This is a genomic window from Escherichia sp. R1 (assembly GCF_003000935.1).
GTDB classification, from domain to species: Bacteria; Pseudomonadota; Gammaproteobacteria; order Enterobacterales; family Enterobacteriaceae; genus Escherichia; species Escherichia coli.
Genome location: NZ_PSRU01000007.1, coordinates 191,288 through 210,465, shown reverse-complemented (window position 1 = coordinate 210,465; position 19,178 = coordinate 191,288). Strand labels below are relative to the sequence as shown.

Annotated in this window: 19 protein-coding genes and 1 riboswitch; of the genes, 9 read left to right on the top strand and 10 right to left on the bottom strand. The window is 51.1% G+C overall.

Going from position 1 to position 19,178, the window contains the following annotated elements:
- The first annotated feature begins 56 nt into the window (after nucleotides 1-56).
- From C4F37_RS11205 to C4F37_RS11195, 3 genes are all read left to right on the top strand, one after another.
- Nucleotides 57-377 (top strand): hypothetical protein, encoded by a 321-nt coding sequence (locus tag C4F37_RS11205; RefSeq protein WP_001540409.1) that lies wholly within the window; start codon nucleotides 57-59, stop codon nucleotides 375-377.
- Between the two features lie 42 nt (nucleotides 378-419).
- The gene (locus C4F37_RS11200; protein WP_001540410.1) at nucleotides 420-869 is read left to right on the top strand and encodes a hypothetical protein; all 450 of its coding nucleotides are present in this window, start codon (nucleotides 420-422) and stop codon (nucleotides 867-869) included.
- Between the two features lie 170 nt (nucleotides 870-1,039).
- Nucleotides 1,040-2,671 (top strand): Na/Pi cotransporter family protein, encoded by a 1,632-nt coding sequence (locus C4F37_RS11195; RefSeq protein WP_000956822.1) that lies wholly within the window; start codon nucleotides 1,040-1,042, stop codon nucleotides 2,669-2,671.
- Nucleotides 2,672-2,760: 89 nt separating this feature from the next.
- On the opposite strand, the gene pepE is transcribed toward C4F37_RS11195, so the two are convergent.
- The 8 genes from pepE to C4F37_RS11155 all read right to left on the bottom strand — a co-directional run bounded on the left by pepE (nucleotide 2,761) and on the right by C4F37_RS11155 (nucleotide 9,544).
- Nucleotides 2,761-3,450 carry a dipeptidase PepE gene (pepE, locus tag C4F37_RS11190; RefSeq protein WP_000421763.1) on the bottom strand — a complete coding sequence of 230 codons (690 nt, stop codon included), beginning with the start codon at nucleotides 3,448-3,450 and terminating at the stop codon, nucleotides 2,761-2,763.
- 380 nt (nucleotides 3,451-3,830) lie between these two features.
- Nucleotides 3,831-5,060, bottom strand: coding sequence for an L-sorbose 1-phosphate reductase (gene sorE / locus C4F37_RS11185; protein WP_000858552.1), 1,230 nt, complete (start codon nucleotides 5,058-5,060; stop codon nucleotides 3,831-3,833).
- Nucleotides 5,061-5,111: 51 nt separating this feature from the next.
- Nucleotides 5,112-5,936, bottom strand: coding sequence for a PTS system mannose/fructose/sorbose family transporter subunit IID (locus C4F37_RS11180; RefSeq protein ID WP_000437896.1), 825 nt, complete (start codon nucleotides 5,934-5,936; stop codon nucleotides 5,112-5,114).
- Nucleotides 5,937-5,946: 10 nt separating this feature from the next.
- Nucleotides 5,947-6,744, bottom strand: a complete 798-nt coding sequence (locus C4F37_RS11175) for a PTS mannose/fructose/sorbose transporter subunit IIC (protein ID WP_000406332.1) — start codon at nucleotides 6,742-6,744, stop codon at nucleotides 5,947-5,949.
- Nucleotides 6,745-6,809: 65 nt separating this feature from the next.
- Nucleotides 6,810-7,304: a PTS system mannose/fructose/N-acetylgalactosamine-transporter subunit IIB gene (locus C4F37_RS11170; protein WP_001027853.1), complete on the bottom strand. Its 495-nt coding sequence runs from the start codon at nucleotides 7,302-7,304 to the stop codon at nucleotides 6,810-6,812.
- On the bottom strand, nucleotides 7,304-7,711 hold the full coding sequence (locus C4F37_RS11165) for a mannose/fructose/sorbose PTS transporter subunit IIA (RefSeq protein WP_000245630.1): 408 nt from the start codon (nucleotides 7,709-7,711) through the stop codon (nucleotides 7,304-7,306). Before C4F37_RS11165 ends, C4F37_RS11170 begins: the two co-directional genes overlap by 1 nt.
- A 9-nt stretch (nucleotides 7,712-7,720) precedes the next feature.
- Nucleotides 7,721-8,527: an SDR family oxidoreductase gene (locus tag C4F37_RS11160; RefSeq protein ID WP_001540415.1), complete on the bottom strand. Its 807-nt coding sequence runs from the start codon at nucleotides 8,525-8,527 to the stop codon at nucleotides 7,721-7,723.
- Nucleotides 8,528-8,596: 69 nt separating this feature from the next.
- The gene (locus C4F37_RS11155) at nucleotides 8,597-9,544 is read right to left on the bottom strand and encodes a sugar-binding transcriptional regulator (protein ID WP_000431663.1); all 948 of its coding nucleotides are present in this window, start codon (nucleotides 9,542-9,544) and stop codon (nucleotides 8,597-8,599) included.
- Nucleotides 9,545-9,891: 347 nt separating this feature from the next.
- On the opposite strand from C4F37_RS11155, the gene rluF reads away from it, so the two are divergent.
- Nucleotides 9,892-10,764, top strand: coding sequence for a 23S rRNA pseudouridine(2604) synthase RluF (rluF, locus tag C4F37_RS11150; protein WP_000936385.1), 873 nt, complete (start codon nucleotides 9,892-9,894; stop codon nucleotides 10,762-10,764).
- Here rluF and C4F37_RS11145 read toward each other — a convergent pair whose 3' ends face one another.
- Together C4F37_RS11145 and lysC are read right to left on the bottom strand one after the other, a co-directional pair.
- On the bottom strand, nucleotides 10,765-11,037 hold the full coding sequence (locus tag C4F37_RS11145; RefSeq protein WP_001207638.1) for a DUF3811 domain-containing protein: 273 nt from the start codon (nucleotides 11,035-11,037) through the stop codon (nucleotides 10,765-10,767).
- A gap of 252 nt (nucleotides 11,038-11,289) precedes the next feature.
- Nucleotides 11,290-12,639 (bottom strand): lysine-sensitive aspartokinase 3, encoded by a 1,350-nt coding sequence (lysC, locus tag C4F37_RS11140; RefSeq protein WP_001290321.1) that lies wholly within the window; start codon nucleotides 12,637-12,639, stop codon nucleotides 11,290-11,292.
- A 91-nt stretch (nucleotides 12,640-12,730) separates the two neighbouring features.
- Nucleotides 12,731-12,927: riboswitch (Lysine riboswitch) on the bottom strand.
- 236 nt (nucleotides 12,928-13,163) lie between these two features.
- On the opposite strand from lysC, the gene pgi reads away from it, so the two are divergent.
- The 5 genes from pgi to C4F37_RS11110 all read left to right on the top strand — a co-directional run bounded on the left by pgi (nucleotide 13,164) and on the right by C4F37_RS11110 (nucleotide 19,136).
- A complete protein-coding gene (gene pgi / locus C4F37_RS11130) occupies nucleotides 13,164-14,813 on the top strand; it encodes a glucose-6-phosphate isomerase (RefSeq protein ID WP_089502729.1) in 1,650 nt (549 codons plus the stop codon).
- Between the two features lie 497 nt (nucleotides 14,814-15,310).
- Nucleotides 15,311-15,553 carry an exopolysaccharide production protein YjbE gene (gene yjbE, locus C4F37_RS11125; protein WP_000757333.1) on the top strand — a complete coding sequence of 81 codons (243 nt, stop codon included), beginning with the start codon at nucleotides 15,311-15,313 and terminating at the stop codon, nucleotides 15,551-15,553.
- Between the two features lie 114 nt (nucleotides 15,554-15,667).
- Nucleotides 15,668-16,306 (top strand): YjbF family lipoprotein, encoded by a 639-nt coding sequence (locus tag C4F37_RS11120; protein ID WP_001296632.1) that lies wholly within the window; start codon nucleotides 15,668-15,670, stop codon nucleotides 16,304-16,306.
- Complete coding sequence (locus C4F37_RS11115; protein WP_001540419.1) at nucleotides 16,303-17,040, top strand: capsule biosynthesis GfcC family protein; 738 nt, start codon at nucleotides 16,303-16,305, stop codon at nucleotides 17,038-17,040. The genes C4F37_RS11120 and C4F37_RS11115 overlap by 4 nt, the downstream gene beginning before the upstream one ends.
- Nucleotides 17,040-19,136 (top strand): YjbH domain-containing protein, encoded by a 2,097-nt coding sequence (locus C4F37_RS11110; protein ID WP_000745752.1) that lies wholly within the window; start codon nucleotides 17,040-17,042, stop codon nucleotides 19,134-19,136. Before C4F37_RS11115 ends, C4F37_RS11110 begins: the two co-directional genes overlap by 1 nt.
- Nucleotides 19,137-19,178: the final 42 nt, after the last annotated feature.

The window sequence follows — 19,178 nt, the reverse complement described above, 5'->3', positions numbered from 1 at the left end:
ATAACACCGGGGTATTTGCCCCGGTTTTTAATGTCATAAATAATGGATTATTGAACATGATAAAAATTGATGAAATAGATTTTTTTGCTTTCGAAGGATGTTCAGAGTCCGAAGTTACTGAACTATTAGGAAAAAAACCAACAGGTTATAATCATTGGATAATTAATATAAAAACAGGTGTGGAGTGGGTATTTTATGATGGTCGTTATTGGTTAGATTTTCGTAAATCCAAAGAGGGTATAAGGTGTATCTCATGCAGTATTCTGTATCACGATAAAAGTAAAGGGCGTATCGATGTCTTGTTTAGTGAAGGTATAGCTGACAGAGGTTTAAAAAATACGGGTGGAGTGTTAATCCAAAAACGCCCGCAATTATAATAATTCCTGGTAATATTTGTTTTCGTAAAAAGGATTTACTTTATGCAACGTCAATATAAAAAATACATTCTTCTTTTTTGGGGTGTTATGGATGTTATCGCGATAGCCACATATCTGTTCTACTCGCTTGGTAATGATCGTATCCCTTTTTATTCCGATATCGTTCATTCACTTTCTTTACTTAAGGATATCGGTGTTGAAGGCGGTTTTTACGCTTATGCAGTCGCCACTGTTACGCTACAAATAGTATTATTGTTCTCTTTATTTTTTTCTGCGCAATGTTTTTTAAGACAAAAATTATTTAGTTTCTCTTTTTTGGCGATTCAGGAGTTTATGCGTTTTGCTACCGTAAGCTGTTCAATCTCCGTAATACCGTTGTTACTTAATTATTTTTATTCACAGGATCTGGTCTTAAATATTTCGTTGTTTATCTTCTCAGAGGTCACAAAAGTGACAACGATTATCTGGTGTAAACGACAGGGGAAAGTGTGACAGAAATAGCAACAGATACAGGTGGATTTTTATATAAATGCCTTTTTAAATGCTTTCTTGTATAAATCTCTTATACTGAAAGTACATACAAGAGAAATGCCTGGATAAAAACAACGTGATTAGAAAAATCTTAACAGGAAAATGCATAACAAAAAGGAGAACCTGATTCCGTGCTAACTTTGCTTCACCTGCTTTCTGCCGTCGCCCTGCTGGTCTGGGGGACTCATATTGTTCGAACAGGCGTAATGCGCGTCTTCGGCGCGCGTCTGCGTACTGTCCTTAGCCGGAGCGTCGAAAAAAAGCCGCTCGCCTTTTGCGCGGGGATCGGCGTTACCGCACTGGTGCAGAGCAGTAATGCCACCACCATGCTGGTGACCTCGTTCGTCGCTCAGGATCTGGTTGCTCTCGCGCCTGCGCTGGTGATTGTGCTGGGTGCAGATGTCGGGACGGCGCTGATGGCGCGTATTCTCACCTTCGATTTATCCTGGCTGTCACCGTTACTTATTTTTATCGGCGTGATTTTTTTCCTCGGACGCAAACAGTCACGCGCCGGGCAACTGGGCCGCGTCGGTATTGGTCTTGGGCTGATTTTACTGGCGCTGGAGTTGATTGTGCAGGCCGTAACGCCGATCACTCAGGCAAACGGCGTTCAGGTGATCTTTGCCTCGCTGACTGGCGACATTTTGCTGGATGCGCTGATTGGTGCGATGTTCGCCATTATCAGCTACTCCAGCCTTGCCGCGGTACTGCTGACCGCGACTCTGACCGCCGCAGGCATTATCTCTTTCCCAGTGGCGCTTTGTCTGGTGATTGGGGCAAACCTCGGTTCCGGCCTGCTGGCGATGCTCAACAACAGTGCCGCCAATGCCGCAGCCCGCCGTGTCGCGCTGGGTAGCCTGCTGTTTAAGCTGGTGGGTAGCCTGATTATCCTGCCGTTTGTTCATTTGCTGGCAGAGACAATGGGGAAGTTGCCATTGCCAAAAGCGGAATTGGTGATCTATTTCCACGTCTTCTACAACCTTGTACGCTGCCTGGTCATGTTGCCATTCGTTGACCCGATGGCACGGTTTTGCAAAACGATTATTCGCGATGAACCGGAACTGGATACCCAGCTACGGCCTAAACATCTGGATGTCAGCGCGCTGGATACGCCCACGCTTGCTCTGGCGAACGCTGCCCGCGAAACCCTGCGCATTGGCGACGCCATGGAACAGATGATGGAAGGGTTGAATAAAGTGATGCACGGCGAGCCACGGCAGGAGAAAGAGCTGCGTAAGCTGGCTGATGACATCAACGTTCTCTATACCGCCATTAAGCTGTATCTGGCGCGGATGCCAAAAGAGGAACTGGCAGAAGAAGAGTCGCGCCGCTGGGCGGAGATCATCGAAATGTCGCTCAACCTTGAACAGGCCTCCGATATCGTCGAGCGCATGGGGAGTGAAATTGCCGACAAATCGCTGGCAGCAAGGCGAGCATTTTCGCTTGATGGCTTGAAGGAACTGGATGCGCTCTATGAGCAATTGCTCAGTAATTTAAAACTGGCAATGTCGGTTTTCTTCTCTGGCGATGTTACCAGCGCCCGTCGTTTGCGCCGCAGCAAACATCGTTTTCGCATTCTTAATCGCCGCTATTCCCACGCCCACGTCGATCGCCTGCACCAGCAAAACGTGCAGAGTATTGAAACCAGTTCGCTACATTTAGGCTTACTGGGAGATATGCAGCGTCTGAACTCGCTGTTTTGTTCGGTGGCTTACAGTGTGCTGGAACAGCCGGATGAAGATGAAGGACGGGACGAGTATTAATACCGTGACCCTGAAGGCCTGATAAGACGCGTAAAGCGTCGCATCAGGCACTATGAACAAGATGCCGGATCATGCATCCGGCAATTCACTTAAAAACGGTGACCCGCTTCCAGCGGCACCGCTTCTTCACCAGCCTTAAACACATAAGTGGTGTTCGGGCCACCCAGCGTAGCGTGACCTTTACTTACTGTGATCCAGTTACCTTCCGGCAGACCAATAATCGTCAGTTCTGGCGCGACGACCAGCAGTTCGCGAATACGCTGCTCACGGGTTTCACCTTTATGGCCTTCCGGCAGCGCGTTGGTGAAGTGCGGGTTGATTTGTAGCGGGAACAGATTTAGCGCATCGAAACCTTGCGGATCGACAATCGGCATATCGTTGGTGGTACGAATGGTTGGGCAAGCAAGGTTAGCGCCTGCGCTCCAGCCAATATACAGCGCGCCACGTTTCACCACGTCAGTAATGGGTGCCAGCAGCCCGCGCTCGCGGCACTGTTTCAGCAACTGGAAAGTATTACCGCCGCCGACAATCACAATTTCCGCATTTTCAATCGCGGCAACGGGATCGACAACGCTATGAATACCGGTGACAGAAACACCCAGCGGAGCGAGAACCGCAGCCGTTTTCGCTGTGTAATCATCCCAGGTCTGCGTTACGCCAGCGAAAGGAATAAATACCGCAGAACGGCGACCCTGCAACTGTTCAGCAATCAGCGGCAGCGCGTGTTCCAGCCAGGCTTTACCCGGCAGCGTCGAGTTACTCAATAAAAGCAGTTCCATTACTTCTCCGGTTAGTAAGAAAACACGGAAGGAATGCTACCACTGCGAATTTAACCACTTACTGACATGGCTCACGATGTCACATATTGCACAGGCGCTGAGACTGATGACAAACACAGGATTGCCTGATGCGCTACGCTTACCTGGCCTACCAGATAACTGCAATATATTGAATTTTCAAGATTATGTAGGCGAATAAGGCTTCATTCCGTATCCGGCATAAACAATGTGCACTTTGCCACCAATTTGAGCGCCCCTTAAGGCGCTGATGTTTTTTTATTCTTCTCGTGCACATTGTGCCGCTTCTGCAATCAGCCGCACATCAGGCCGCGAAGTTGCTGCGGCGACCAGCCAGCGACATGCAGAGTTAAGTAGCGCGATTAATCATGGGAAATTGCCTCTGCATGGGCGAGCAGGTATTGCTCCGCCTCACCGGACCAGATCCCCTGATGATGCGCCAGAATCACCGCCAGTGCTTGATCCTGAATCTGCGTGAGTGACGTCAGCGGCAGGTATTTCCCGGTATACACCAGCTTTTTGCCGCCGCCGACGGCAGGCAATTCAAGCGTGGTTTCGCCCGCGGCATTCAGCCCAAGAATATGTGTTACCACTTTTGCGGCCTGCACTTTTTTCTCTTCAATCAATTTGACCGCTGCGCGCATGTCGTCGGTATTGCCGCCTGATGTGCCCACGTAGTGGGTAAATGCATAATGCACATCGTAGAAATTAATTGGCGCGCTGAAGTGCTTATCCTGCGGTCCGGCGAAGAAATTCAGACAACCATCTGTCGCCAGCAAGGAAGAGGCGAGAGTCACCAGTCCTTCATTAGGCACAAAGACGAAAATATCATCGAAGCCGTGACCGCCACTCAGTGCCATTAACGTATCAAATGCTGCATCGGCGGCATTGAGATAATGAATCAGTGTTTGCGGTTCTGATGGATAGTGCTTGCGCGCATAACTCAATTTGTCGTTGTCGGTATCGGTAATGATGAGCAGCGAAGGGTTAACGGGTCCATGTAGCGCATAATCAATCGCCAACAGTCCCATTGGTCCGGTGCCGCCGAGGATCAGCGTGCGCCCTTGCGGGCGAATCCCCATCGTGTGGTTATAACTACCTTCCTGAAGATGATAGTTGGCGTTGAACGCGCCAATCACGCAGGAAAGCGGTTCAACCAGCGAGCCTTCAAAATAGGTTTCGCCGTCGTATGCCAGCAGGCAATCTTGTTCCATGACCTCGTTGGGAATAACCACATGCGTCGCTTCGCCGCCTACCCACGGGAAGGAGTAGCCGGGGCAATCCGGGCGGTCGGGGAGTTGCAGGTTGGCCTGAATCACATAACGCTGACCCGGCTGGAATTTGTGCTGCCACTTTTTACCCACGGCCAGAATATCGCCGCAAAATTCGTGGCCGATGATGATGGGGTTGGTCGCCACATCGTCGGGTACTTTTTTATGGTTTTCACCCAGATTGGCCTCTTTCCAGGAAGAGAGGCACAGGCTGTCAGTGACCACCGTTGCGAGGATTTCATCCTCCTGCATTTCAGGAAGGTCAAAGGTTTCCAGGCGTAAATCACGTTTACCATAAAGACGCAGAGCTGTTGTTTTCATAAACCACCTCGTGTTGAACGATGGCCCCGACGGTTGCGCCGGGGCGAAGAATCAGGACAGGAAGCCCAGCGCATTACCGATAATCCCTAAACCAAACAGGGCGAAAATCAGCCATACCGGGTTAATTTTTTTGTTGAGCAGACGAACCATCAGCAGCGTCAGACCGAGCGCCAGCAAACCAGGGCAAAGTTGGTCGAGGATGTTCTGCACGGTTATGGTGACGGTGGCACCATCGGCGGCAGGCGTTTGTGAAACCACCAACGGTACGTTGATTGACGTCCATTTGGTCACCAGCACGCCCATCACAAACAGCCCGAGAATCGACGCGCCTTCGGTGAGTTTTTGCAGCAAATTACCGCCCATATCGCTGACGATATTCACCCCTTTGCGAAAGCCGAGCTGTAGGCCATACCACTTCATCGCCAGACGCACCGCGTTGAAAATAAAGAAGAACAGCAGGGGGCCGAGAATGTTGCCCGAAAGTGCCAGAGATGCGCCGAGCGCGGCGGTAATCGGGCGCAGCGTTCCCCAGACCAGTGGATCGCCAACTCCTGCCAATGGTCCCATCAGACCTACTTTGATGCCGTTAATGGTACCGTCATCAATTTCCGCGCCGTTGGCTCGCGCCTCTTCCATGGCGGCAGTGACGCCGATGACCGGGCCACATACGGCTGGCGTGGTATTGAAGAACACCAGGTGTCGCCTGAGCGCCGCAACCTGATCCTCTTTTAATGGGTAAAGTCGTTTGATGGCGGGGATCATGTCGTAGCAAAAACCCAGCCCGTGAATACGTTCAAAGTTAAAGGATGCCTGTTGCAGGTTGGAGCGCAGAAACATGCTCACCAGATCGCTGCGTGTAATTTTTCTCTGTTCCATGATGGCTCCGTTAATCATCAAGTTGGTCAAGGGCGGTGATAGTGGTGGTCTGGGGATGTGGTTCAGCTTTACGCCACTGTGGATTTAACTGGATGTAGAGCAGGGCCATGATCACGCCGACGCCACCGAACGCCAGCAGACTGAGATCGAGGTAGCCACCTGCGAGGAAACCGAGGAAAAAGAAAGGCATCAAATATTTCACGCCCATCATGCGAAGCACCATGGCGTAACCGACCACCACGATAAAACCGCCAGCAATCTGCAGTCCACGGGTCACAAATTCGGGAATGGCGCTCAGCATATTGCTCACCATATCAGCGCTGACGAACAGCGAGACAATCAGTGCCGGAATAGCAACGCGCAGTGCCTGCACGCCAAGCGCGGAGACATGCAGAATATCGAGAGTGCGAAACCGTGCTTCTTCCGCTGCTTTATCCGCCGCGTGCTGGAACACTACGGTGATGGTACGGGCAAACACCGTCAGCACCTGGCCTGCCGCAGCCACAGGCAACGCGATGGCGATTCCGGTGGCGATGCTTTGCTGACCAACGATAACCAGAATGGCGGAGATTATGCTGGCGAGTGCAGAATCCGGAGATTGCGCCGCGCCGACGTTCATCCAGCCGAGAGCTATCAATTCCAGCGTACCACCGAGCATAATTCCGGTTTTTAAATCACCGAGAATTAAACCAATCACCGTACAGGCAATTAACGGACGATGAGTCTGAAATTCATCCAGCACGCTGCCCATTCCGGCAATACAGGAAAAAAGAAATATAGCAATGATTTGTAGGGTACTTATTTCCATGATTTGTCACCTTTTAAGTGTCGTCATCCCTGCCTGTTAAAGCATATGTACACAGGCGCTATTATTTAATTTGCGATTAACTGTTCGTTTATTTTGTCGATAATATTGATTGAGGGATCTGACGCTACGACGCGTAAATCCAGTATGACGCCAAGATTATTTAACTCATGAAATGCGTTAATATCATCGTCATCTAATGAAACTGCTTTGGTTAACTGTTTCTTACCAGGACGCCAGGCCATACCGCCAATATTCAGGGTACCTATTTTTACCCCCTGGCGAACCATTGCTAAGGCATCCTGTGGGCGAGTGAAAAGATAAAAAACGGTTTCGTCCTGATATTGCGGGTTGTGATAAACCGCGACGGCTTTTTCAATATTGACCACGTTAACCTTCATTCCCGGTGGCGCAGCCTGACGCAATAATGTCCGGCGAACTTCATCGTTATAAACTTCGTCATTGCAGATAATAATGCGTTGGGCGTTAGCCACTTTAGACCAGACGGTAGTGACCTGGCCGTGGATCAGGCGGTCATCAATGCGGGCGAGCGTAATGTTCATCAGAAATCCTCCTCCGCTGTTGCCACCTGTCTCCAGACGACGCAGGTTTGCTTTGCGATTTGCGTCAGGTGTTCACACAGTTCATCAATATTCATGCTGTCCTGGTTATCAACCAGTTCGAGCGCCAGCGGCAGAGAAAGGCCGCTGATTACCCGCAGACGAGGATTGCGCATCGCAAGCATCGCTGCCGCATTCCACGGGCTGCCGCACTGTAAATCCACGGCGATTAGCCACTCATCTTGATTGTGAATGCTTACTAACTTTTCCAGCTTTGCTACGATGTCTCCGGCGTTCTCGCCGGGCACAAATTCAACGGCCTCGACCCTGGCATCGCCGTACACCATCTGAACCGATTCCAGCATGGCGCAAGCTAATTTGCCATGCGCACAAAAAATGGCGTTGACCATAAAGCCTCCTTAGCCGCGCGTTTTGCCGCCCGCAATGTTAGTGGTTACTCCGGTGATATAGCTGGCGCGTTCAGACAGCAGATAACAAACAAAATCAGCCACTTCTGCTAATCTTCCGGCGCGCCCAATAGGAATGGAATTTTTGGTATAGCCTTCACGCAGCTGCTCGACGGTGATATTGCGCGTCCACGCCAGCGCTTCTTCATATTCCGGCGTGCGCAGTCCTGTTTTTTCCAGAATCCCTGGCGCGATACCGACCACACGGATACCGTGCTTGCCCAGCTCTTTCGACCAGGAGCGCGTGAAGCTATTGAGCGCGGCTTTGGTCGCGGCGTAACAGCTTTGGCCTTCTGAGCCTTCCAGCCCACTTTCTGAGGAAACATTCACAATCACGCCATCATGTTGTTTGACCATCTGTCGCGCCACCGCCTGCGACATCAGAAAAACGCCTTTCTGGTTGATATTGACCATTTTTTCGAATGCAGCTTCGTTGAGTTCATACTGCCCGGCAGGCGCTTTCTCATCGACCAGCAGACGCGGGAAATTGACCCCGGCGTTGTTAACCAGACCGTCGATGCGACCAAAACGCTGGATAATTTCTGCTACCGTATGATTTATCTCTTTGGCGCTGGAAATATCGGTCGGCCAGAACTGATAACCTTTATGGCTTTCATATTGACCATCGCCACCGTGAATATCGACCATCTGTACATTCGCGCCTTGTGCTAATAATTCCTCTACAATCGCCAGACCAATACCGGATGCGCCACCGGTGACAATAATGATTTTATCCTGCAAATTTAACCACGTTTGCATAACAGACTCCTGATTTTAGATAGTAGGGACCCGCCGTAATTTTTATTACGGTAAACATCGGGAAGATTTTTATTTCAGTAATAGTTCAGCTGTGCTGCTATTCGTTACCAGACAATTAATATATTTTCCACGCAGTGCACCAACAATTCCGCTGTATTTTTCTTCGCTCATGGCAATGCCAATGGAATACCGTGCCTGCTTTAATTTATTCATTTCGATAGAGAGTGTTTTTTCGCTCATATTCGTTTCAACCATTGCGCCGTGAATATCAAAAAAGCGCGAGCAAATATCGCCAGCAACCTGGCGGGCATTCAGGTCGTCACTCTCTTCACCACCATAAAACGCATGCCAGTTAGCGCCGTCGCGAATGGCCGGTGAGCCAATTCCCACCAGGGCGACATCCAGATTATCCCAGTAGGCAGAGATGGTTTTAAAGTGCTGAGACTGCATGATCCCATTACGAATTAATGGGTTATCCAGCAGCGCCGGAAAATCCGCGAGATGCGATTCCCCTTTCAGCTTCGCTGCCGCGCTGTAGGTTAATGTGTTTACGTGATAGCGGCTTTCGAGTTTACCGGACGGGCCGCCAATAATCGGCACGCAAATTAACTGCCGCGATTGCCCCGCCTGCGGCAAGTTTTCAACCAGTGCGCTCACCGCGCGGCCCCAGGAAAAACCGACAATATCGCCAGGTTCCAGCAAGCGATCCAGCAGTTGCGCGCCGTGTAACCCCATCATCGCCAGTTGAATATCTTCATCCTCATCATTTCCTGACACCACCACAACGTCTTTCAGGCCAAACTTTTGCTTCACTTGCTGCTCCAGCCAGAGATTTTCGTTGTAGTCATAGTTGATGGCGATGGTGACAATTCCCTGATCGCGGCCTCGTTTAAGCAAGCGGCTGATGGTAGTGCGATAAATACCCAGTTCGCGCGCAATTTGCGCCTGCGTCATATCCTGTTCGTAATAGAGTTGGGCAATCTTCACAATCAAACGGATATCGTCACTGTTTTCCATTGCCGCCTCCTGGTTCTGCACATTTGTGCAAATACGCTTTCTCACCGCTTGATCTGATATAACCCCATCATGATGGCCTTTCAAAGCGATTTTTCACTCTTTGCATGGGGGGAAATAGCGCTTTCTCTTGCACATTTGTTTCTCTGCGTAGTAGTCATCAGCACAGGTGTGCAGCGATGCGTAATTTGTTGATTATTCTTATTTTGCCAGGCAAATTTGCATCGTACTTCCGGAGACACTTTTGTGATAAAAGGCGTGGCAGATCACATTTAATTTCGACGTTGCCGCATAACCCTGTTTTTCCCCGCTAAGAGGTACGGTATATTCCGCGTTTTACAGGAGAATTTATGCTGCCCGACTCATCAGTCCGTTTAAATAAATACATCAGCGAAAGCGGAATTTGCTCACGCCGCGAAGCGGATCGCTATATCGAGCAAGGCAATGTGTTCCTTAATGGCAAGCGAGCCACCATTGGCGATCAGGTGAAACCCGGCGACGTTGTGAAAGTAAATGGTCAGTTGATTGAGCCTCGGGAATCCGAAGATTTGGTACTTATCGCCCTGAACAAGCCCGTCGGTATTGTCAGCACCACCGAAGATGGCGAGCGCGATAACATTGTCGATTTCGTTAACCACAGCAAACGCGTGTTCCCGATTGGCCGCCTGGATAAAGATTCCCAGGGGCTGATTTTCCTCACCAATCACGGCGATCTGGTGAATAAGATCCTCCGTGCGGGTAACGATCATGAGAAAGAGTATCTGGTGACGGTTGATAAACCGATTACCGATGAATTTATTCGTGGTATGGGGGCGGGAGTACCGATCCTCGGGACGGTAACTAAAAAGTGCAAAGTCAAAAAAGAAGCACCGTTTGTCTTCCGCATTACCCTGGTGCAGGGGCTGAACCGTCAGATTCGTCGCATGTGCGAGCACTTTGGTTACGAAGTGAAAAAGCTGGAACGTACGCGCATTATGAACGTCAGCTTAAGCGGCATTCCGCTGGGTGAGTGGCGCGATTTAACCGACGATGAGTTAATCGATCTCTTTAAGCTCATTGAAAATTCCTCTTCCGAGGCAAAACCTAAAGCGAAGGCCAAACCGAAAACGGTAGGCATCAAACGTCCAGTCGTTAAGATGGAAAAAACGGCGGAAAAAGGCGGTCGCCCGGCGTCCAACGGTAAGCGTTTTACCTCGCCGGGGCGCAAAAAGAAGGGGCGTTAATCAGCGCCTGCCGCGCGTCGATGTATTTGCTGACCAGCTAAATGACGCCTCAGGATCCGGTTTATAAGCCTGCTTTTTCTTCAATTGGCGGGCTTTTTTCGCTTCAGCCTCACGCTCGACCATTAATTTATCGATGTACTCTTTCTTAATGCTGTTAGTTTCGGAGTTGGTCAGTACGCGACCATGCGCAATCCGCGCCCGATCCAGCAGTGTTTTAAGTTCACGCTGCTCGCGTTCAGTCATCTCTTTTTGGGTAATACGGGGGAGTGCCATGATGGTGCCCTCAGTGAGCCAGAGAGTTCAGTGTACGGGAATTCGTTTGCGAGCAGAACTGATAATATTCATTTTGCCTTCTCTTAACTATTTATCTCTTTCGATAATTAGTTAGAGATGCGGATAAAAAATTAAAGGCAATTATTCTCCGATAAAGACGCTGGTTAACAGAGTACAGGCTCGTTTATTTATGGGCATAATGACAAGAAAAACAATACGGCCCGAAATAATGTCTTCCGGGCCATACTGTGTTTACTCAAATAAATTAAAATGCAGCTTCTGCACCACCTGCTCGGCATCTTCGCCGGGCACCAGGAAGCACAGGTTATGGCTGGATGCGCCGTAACAAATCATGCGAATGTTGAACGGTTCCAGTACGCCGAATACCTCTTTGCCAACGCCGCAGGCTTTTGACAGGTCATTGCCAATCAACGCGACCAGCGCCAGACCCTCTTCCACTTCCACCCGGCACAGTGCAGACAGCTCCATCAGCAGAGATTGCGTCAGCAACGTATCGCCAGTGGAGGTTGAACCGGTGGTATCAAGGGTTAATGCCACGCTCACTTCTGACGTGGTGATTAAGTCTACCGAAATATTATGCCGCGCGAGGATGCCGAAAACTTCCGCGAGGAAACCGCGAGAATGCAGCATATTCAGGCTGTGCAAAGTGAGCAGAGTCTGATTGCGACGAAGCGCCAGCGCGCGGAACAGCGGCGGATTTTCAGTTTTATTGCACACCAGCGTACCACCTGCGCGTGGGTCTTTGCTGGAGCCGACAAAGACCGGGATATCGCTGCGTACTGCGGGTAGCAACGTTGCCGGATGCAGTACTTTTGCACCAAAAGTTGCCATCTCTGCCGCTTCGGCAAACGCGATTTCATCAATGCGTTTTGCTGCGGAAACCACGCGTGGATCGGTGGTGTAGATGCCCGGGACGTCGGTCCAGATATCAACACGAGATGCGTGTAAAGCCTCCGCCAGCAAGGCTGCCGTATAATCGCTGCCTCCACGGCCAAGCGTCGTTGTACGACCTTTATTTTCGCTGCCGATAAATCCCTGGGTGATCACTAAGCCTTCATTGAGGCGTGGAAGCAGCTGCAGCGCGGCCAGTTCCGCCAGCGCGGCTACATCTGGCTCTGCACGACCAAATCGATCGTTGGTACGCATCACTTTACGTACATCAAACCACTGTGCCTGAACATCGCGTTCGCGCAGGATCTCGACAAACAGCAGGGTCGACATCAGCTCGCCGTGGCTGACCAGTTCATCTGTCAGGGCCGGAGACGTTGCCAGCGCCGCCGCTTCTGCCAGAACAGTAATATTCTCCAGCAGACGTTCAATCTCTTCACGGATAACGTTCGGGTAACGCAGACGTTCCAGAATGGCAAACTGGATATTGCGGATTGCGTCGAGTTTTTCGAATCGCTCGCCAGGTTCCAGTCCTTCAGCTAAAGCGACCAGTAGATTAGTGATACCAGCAGAAGCCGAGAGGACAACTAAACGTACGTTGGCATCAGAAAGCACAATATCAGCGCTGCGGTTCATGGCGTCAAAATCAGCTACGCTGGTACCGCCAAATTTGGAGACAACAATTTCAGACATAACTACCTCGTGTCAGGGGATCCATTTTCAGCCTTGGCACAAGGGAAGAGCGGAAGACGGGTGGGCGCAGAGCGATACTTCGCTACTATTTTCACCCAGAAGTGCTCCACCACTTGCGAAACGCCCGACTGCGAACGCTTCTGGTGACAACCCAGGGGATTCAGCCCCTGTAGCCGATGATGAACGTAGCCAGCCGTTCAATCACCTCGGCGATGCACCCCCTCAGGTGTTATCACAGGACTGGCTCCTCCAACACCGTTACTTGGGCAACGCGCCTCTTCTGGCCTGCGCTAGCGCAGGTAGTACATTTATAAATAAAGGGTGAGCGGGGCGGTTGTCAACGATGGGGTCATGCGGATTTTTCATCCACTCCTGGCGGTCAGTAGTTCAGCTAATAAATGCTTCGCTGCGCTAAGGGTTTACACTCAACATTACGCTAACGGCACTAAAACCATCACATTTTTCTGTGACTGGCGCTACAATCTTCCAAAGTCACAATTCTCAAAATCAGAAGAGTATTGCTAATGAAAAACATCAATCCAACGCAGACCGCTGCCTGGCAGGCACTACAGAAACACTTCGATGAAATGAAAGACGTTACGATCGCCGATCTTTTTGCTAAAGACGGCGATCGTTTTTCTAAGTTCTCCGCAACCTTCGACGATCAGATGCTGGTGGATTACTCCAAAAACCGCATCACTGAAGAGACGCTGGCGAAATTACAAGATCTGGCGAAAGAGTGCGATCTGGCGGGCGCGATTAAGTCGATGTTCTCTGGCGAGAAGATCAACCGCACTGAAAACCGCGCCGTACTGCACGTAGCGCTGCGTAACCGTAGCAATACCCCGATTCTGGTTGATGGCAAAGATGTTATGCCGGAAGTCAACGCGGTGCTGGAGAAGATGAAAACCTTCTCGGAAGCGATTATTTCCGGTGAGTGGAAAGGCTATACCGGCAAGGCAATCACTGACGTAGTGAACATCGGGATCGGCGGTTCTGACCTCGGCCCGTACATGGTGACTGAAGCACTGCGTCCATACAAAAACCACCTGAACATGCACTTTGTTTCTAACGTCGATGGGACTCACATCGCGGAAGTGCTGAAAAAAGTAAACCCGGAAACCACGCTGTTCCTGGTAGCATCTAAAACCTTCACCACTCAGGAAACCATGACCAACGCCCACAGCGCGCGTGACTGGTTCCTGAAAGCGGCAGGTGATGAGAAGCACGTTGCGAAACACTTTGCGGCGCTCTCAACCAACGCCAAAGCCGTTGGCGAGTTTGGTATTGATACTGCCAACATGTTCGAATTCTGGGACTGGGTCGGCGGTCGTTACTCTTTGTGGTCAGCGATTGGCCTGTCGATTATTCTCTCCATCGGCTTTGATAACTTCGTTGAACTGCTTTCTGGCGCACACGCGATGGACAAGCATTTCTCCACCACGCCTGCCGAGAAAAACCTGCCTGTACTGCTGGCGCTGATTGGCATCTGGTACAACAATTTCTTTGGCGTGGAAACTGAAGCGATTCTGCCGTATGACCAGTATATGCACCGTTTCGCGGCGTACTTCCAGCAGGGCAATATGGAATCCAACGGTAAGTATGTTGACCGTAACGGTAAGGTTGTGGATTACCAGACTGGCCCGATTATCTGGGGTGAACCTGGCACGAACGGTCAGCACGCGTTCTATCAGCTGATCCACCAGGGAACCAAAATGGTACCGTGCGATTTCATCGCTCCGGCTATCACCCATAACCCGCTCTCTGATCATCACCAGAAACTGCTGTCTAACTTCTTTGCTCAGACCGAAGCGCTGGCGTTTGGTAAATCCCGCGAAGTGGTTGAGCAGGAATATCGTGATCAGGGTAAAGATCCGGCAACGCTTGACTACGTGGTGCCGTTCAAAGTGTTCGAAGGTAACCGCCCGACCAACTCCATCCTGCTGCGTGAAATCACTCCGTTCAGCCTGGGTGCGTTGATTGCGCTGTATGAGCACAAAATCTTTACTCAGGGCGTGATCCTGAACATCTTCACCTTCGACCAGTGGGGCGTGGAACTGGGTAAACAGCTGGCGAACCGTATTCTGCCAGAGCTGAAAGATGACAAAGAAATCAGCAGCCACGATAGCTCGACCAATGGTCTGATTAACCGCTATAAAGCGTGGCGCGGTTAATCATTGTCGATATGTAGGCCGGATAAGGCGTTCACGCCGCATCCGGCAACCGATGCCTGATGCGACGCGGTCGCGTCTTATCAGGCCTACAGGTCGATGCCGATATGTACATCGTATTCGGCAATTAATACATAGTACGATTGATTAAATAGCCTTAAAAACAATGCCGACGTTATGTCGGCATTTTTTATCAGATAAATCCCCTTGTCTGTGATTTAACGGAAATCATACCGTGAGGTTAATCCTAAAATAGATTTTTAATCGTGATTGATTTCGGAAAATACGCAGATTAATTACTTTTATTTTTATTTTAAGCTTATGATTTTTAGTGCTATTTATATATAAGCTGAAGCTTATATTTGATATTCATTCCAATTATCCTAAAACCCCATCACTAATTCCCCGCGCCGTAATTCGCATGCTTTAGTTGTGTATACTCGATCCCGCCCGAAATGTTTTTGGGTAAATCTCCATTCATTCAATGAAGGGAAATTGTTATGAAAAAAGTTCTGTATGGCATTTTTGCCATATCTGCGCTTGCGGCGACTTCTGCGTGGGCTGCACCTGTACAGGTGGGCGAAGCGGCAGGATCGGCAGCAACGTCGGTTTCGGCGGGGAGTTCCTCCGCGACCAGCGTCAGCACCGTAAGCTCGGCGGTGGGTGTCGCGCTCGCGGCAACCGGTGGCGGTGATGGTTCTAATACCGGGACCACCACAACCACGACCACCAGTACCCAGTAATAAAGTATGTATCCCCAAAATAATTCGAGTCATCGCATCTGAAGCTTGAAGTATGAAGGGGATTAACCATAACCACACTCCGGTGTGGTTATTCTGCCCCTCTGGAGAAGAGTCGTGAAGCGACCAGCACTCATTCTTATCTGCCTGCTATTACAGGCCTGTTCAGCCACGACTAAAGAGCTGGGCAATTCACTGTGGGACAGTCTGTTCGGCACGCCAGGCGTACAGCTGACGGACGATGATATTCAAAATATGCCCTACGCCAGCCAGTACATGCAGCTTAATGGCGGGCCGCAGTTATTTGTGGTGCTGGCCTTCGCTGAAGACGGACAACAAAAATGGGTCACTCAGGATCAGGCCACCCTTGTCACACAACATGGTCGTCTGGTGAAGACTTTGCTTGGCGGCGACAACCTGATTGAAGTGAATAACCTTGCCGCCGACCCGCTGATTAAACCCGCACAAATTGTTGATGGTGCAACATGGACGCGCACGATGGGCTGGACCGAGTACCAGCAGGTACGCTACGCCACCGCACGCTCAGTCTTCAAATGGGATGGCACCGATACCGTCAAAGTCGGCAGCGATGAAACTCCGGTTCGCGTGCTGGACGAAGAAGTCTCCACCGACCAGGCGCGCTGGCATAACCGCTACTGGATCGACAGCGAAGGGCAAATTCGCCAGTCGGAACAGTATCTCGGCGCGGATTATTTCCCGGTGAAAACCACTCTCATCAAGGCGGCAAAACAATGATTAAACAAACTATTGTCGCATTGATTTTGAGTGTGGGGGCGTCATCGGTCTTCGCGGCGGGAACCGTCAAGGTATTCAGCAATGGCAGCAGTGAGGCCAAAACGCTGACGGGTGCAGAGCATTTAATCGATCTGGTAGGCCAACCACGGCTGGCAAACAGTTGGTGGCCCGGTGCGGTGATTAGCGAAGAGCTGGCAACGGCGGCAGCATTGCGTCAGCAGCAGGCGTTGCTGACACGGCTGGCAGAACTGGCTGCAGATTCCAGCGCCGACGATGCCGCCGCGATTAACGCCTTACGCCAGCAAATTCAGGCGTTGAAAGTGACGGGCAGGCAAAAAATCAATCTTGATCCCGATATCGTCCGCGTTGCCGAACGCGGTAACCCGCCGTTGCAGGGCAACTACACGCTGTGGGTCGGACCACCGCCGTCCACGGTCATGTTGTTCGGGCTTATCAGCCGTCCTGGCAAGCAGCCATTCACTCCAGGTCGCGACGTGGCGAGCTATCTCTCTGACCAGAGCCTGCTCAGCGGTGCGGATCGCAGCTACGCGTGGGTGGTTTACCCTGACGGACGCACGCAAAAAGCGCCGGTGGCTTACTGGAACAAGCGTCACGTAGAGCCGATGCCCGGCAGCATTATTTATGTTGGCCTCGCGGACTCCGTCTGGAGTGAGACACCTGATGCCCTTAACGCCGACATTCTTCAGACTCTGACGCAGCGGATACCCCAATAATGAAAAAAAGACATCTGCTTAGCTTACTGGCGCTGGGTATTAGCACAGCTTGCTACGGCGAAACATATCCTGCGCCCATTGGTCCGTCGCAATCGGATTTCGGTGGCGTAGGATTATTACAAACGCCCACCGCGCGCATGGCGCGGGAAGGGGAGCTGAGCCTGAACTATCGCGATAATGATCAGTACCGTTATTACTCAGCTTCAGTGCAACTCTTCCCGTGGCTGGAAACAACGCTGCGCTACACCGACGTGCGCACCCGGCAGTACAGCAGCGTCGAAGCGTTCTCTGGCGATCAAACGTATAAAGATAAAGCCTTCGATCTCAAACTGCGTTTGTGGGAAGAGAGTTATTGGCTGCCGCAAGTGGCGGTTGGTGCGCGGGATATCGGCGGTACGGGGCTGTTTGATGCGGAATATCTTGTTGCCAGCAAAGCCTGGGGGCCGTTCGATTTTACGCTCGGCCTGGGCTGGGGATATCTGGGCACCAGCGGTAATGTGAAAAATCCGCTCTGTTCAGCCAGTGATAAATATTGCTATCGCGATAACAGCTACAAACAAGCGGGATCTATCGACGGCAGTCAGATGTTCCACGGCCCGGCCTCACTGTTTGGCGGCGTGGAATACCAGACGCCCTGGCAACCGCTGCGCCTGAAACTGGAGTATGAAGGTAATAATTATCAGCAGGATTTTGCCGGGAAGCTGGAGCAAAAAAGTAAGTTTAACGTCGGGGCGATTTATCGCGTTACCGATTGGGCCGACGTTAACCTTAGCTATGAACGTGGCAACACCTTTATGTTTGGCGTCACGCTGCGCACCAACTTTAACGATCTGCGCCCGTCCTACAACGATAACGCCCGACCGAAATACCAGCCGCAACCGCAGGATGCCATTTTGCAGCACTCGGTGGTGGCGAATCAGTTAACGCTGTTGAAATACAATGCCGGACTGGCCGATCCGCAGATCCAGGCGAAAGGCGATACGCTGTATGTCACCGGCGAGCAGGTGAAATATCGTGATTCGCGCGAAGGGATCATCCGTGCTAATCGGATCGTGATGAACGATCTGCCTGATGGGATCAAAACGATCCGCATTACGGAAAATCGCCTTAACATGCCGCAGGTGACGACGGAAACCGATGTCGCCAGCCTGAAAAATCATCTCGCCGGAGAGCCGTTGGGCCACGAAACGAAGCTGGTGCAAAAACGCGTCGAGCCAGTGGTTCCGAAGTCCACCGAGCAGGGCTGGTATATCGACAAATCACGCTTTGATTTCCATATCGATCCGGTGCTGAACCAGTCGGTCGGTGGCCCGGAAAACTTTTACATGTATCAGCTGGGCGTGATGGGAACGGCGGATTTGTGGCTGACGGACCATCTGCTGACCACCGGCAGCCTGTTTGCTAACCTTGCCAACAACTACGACAAGTTTAACTACACCAATCCACCGCAGGACTCGCACTTACCGCGCGTGCGTACCCATGTGCGCGAGTATGTGCAGAATGATGTCTATGTGAATAACCTGCAAGCCAACTACTTCCAGCATCTGGGCAACGGCTTCTACGGTCAGGTCTACGGAGGTTATCTCGAAACCATGTTTGGCGGCGTGGGGGCAGAAGTGTTGTATCGCCCGCTGGATAGCAACTGGGCGTTTGGTCTGGATGCCAACTACGTTAAACAGCGCGACTGGCGTAGCGCAAAAGATATGATGAAATTCACCGATTACAGCGTGAAAACCGGACATCTGACCGCGTACTGGACGCCATCTTTCGCCCAGGACGTGTTAGTGAAAGCGAGCGTCGGGCAGTATCTGGCTGGGGATAAAGGCGGCACGCTGGAGATCGCCAAACGCTTTGATAGCGGCGTGGTAGTGGGGGGCTATGCCACGATCACGAATGTTTCGAAAGAGGAGTACGGCGAAGGGGACTTCACCAAAGGCGTGTATGTCTCTGTACCGCTGGATCTCTTCTCGTCTGGCCCGACACGCAGCCGTGCGGCGATTGGCTGGACGCCGCTGACGCGTGACGGTGGTCAGCAACTTGGGCGTAAGTTCCAGTTGTATGATATGACCAGCGACCGTAGCGTCAATTTCCGCTAAGTCATGGGAAAGGTGCCAGTTTTCGCACTCACTGGCACCTTC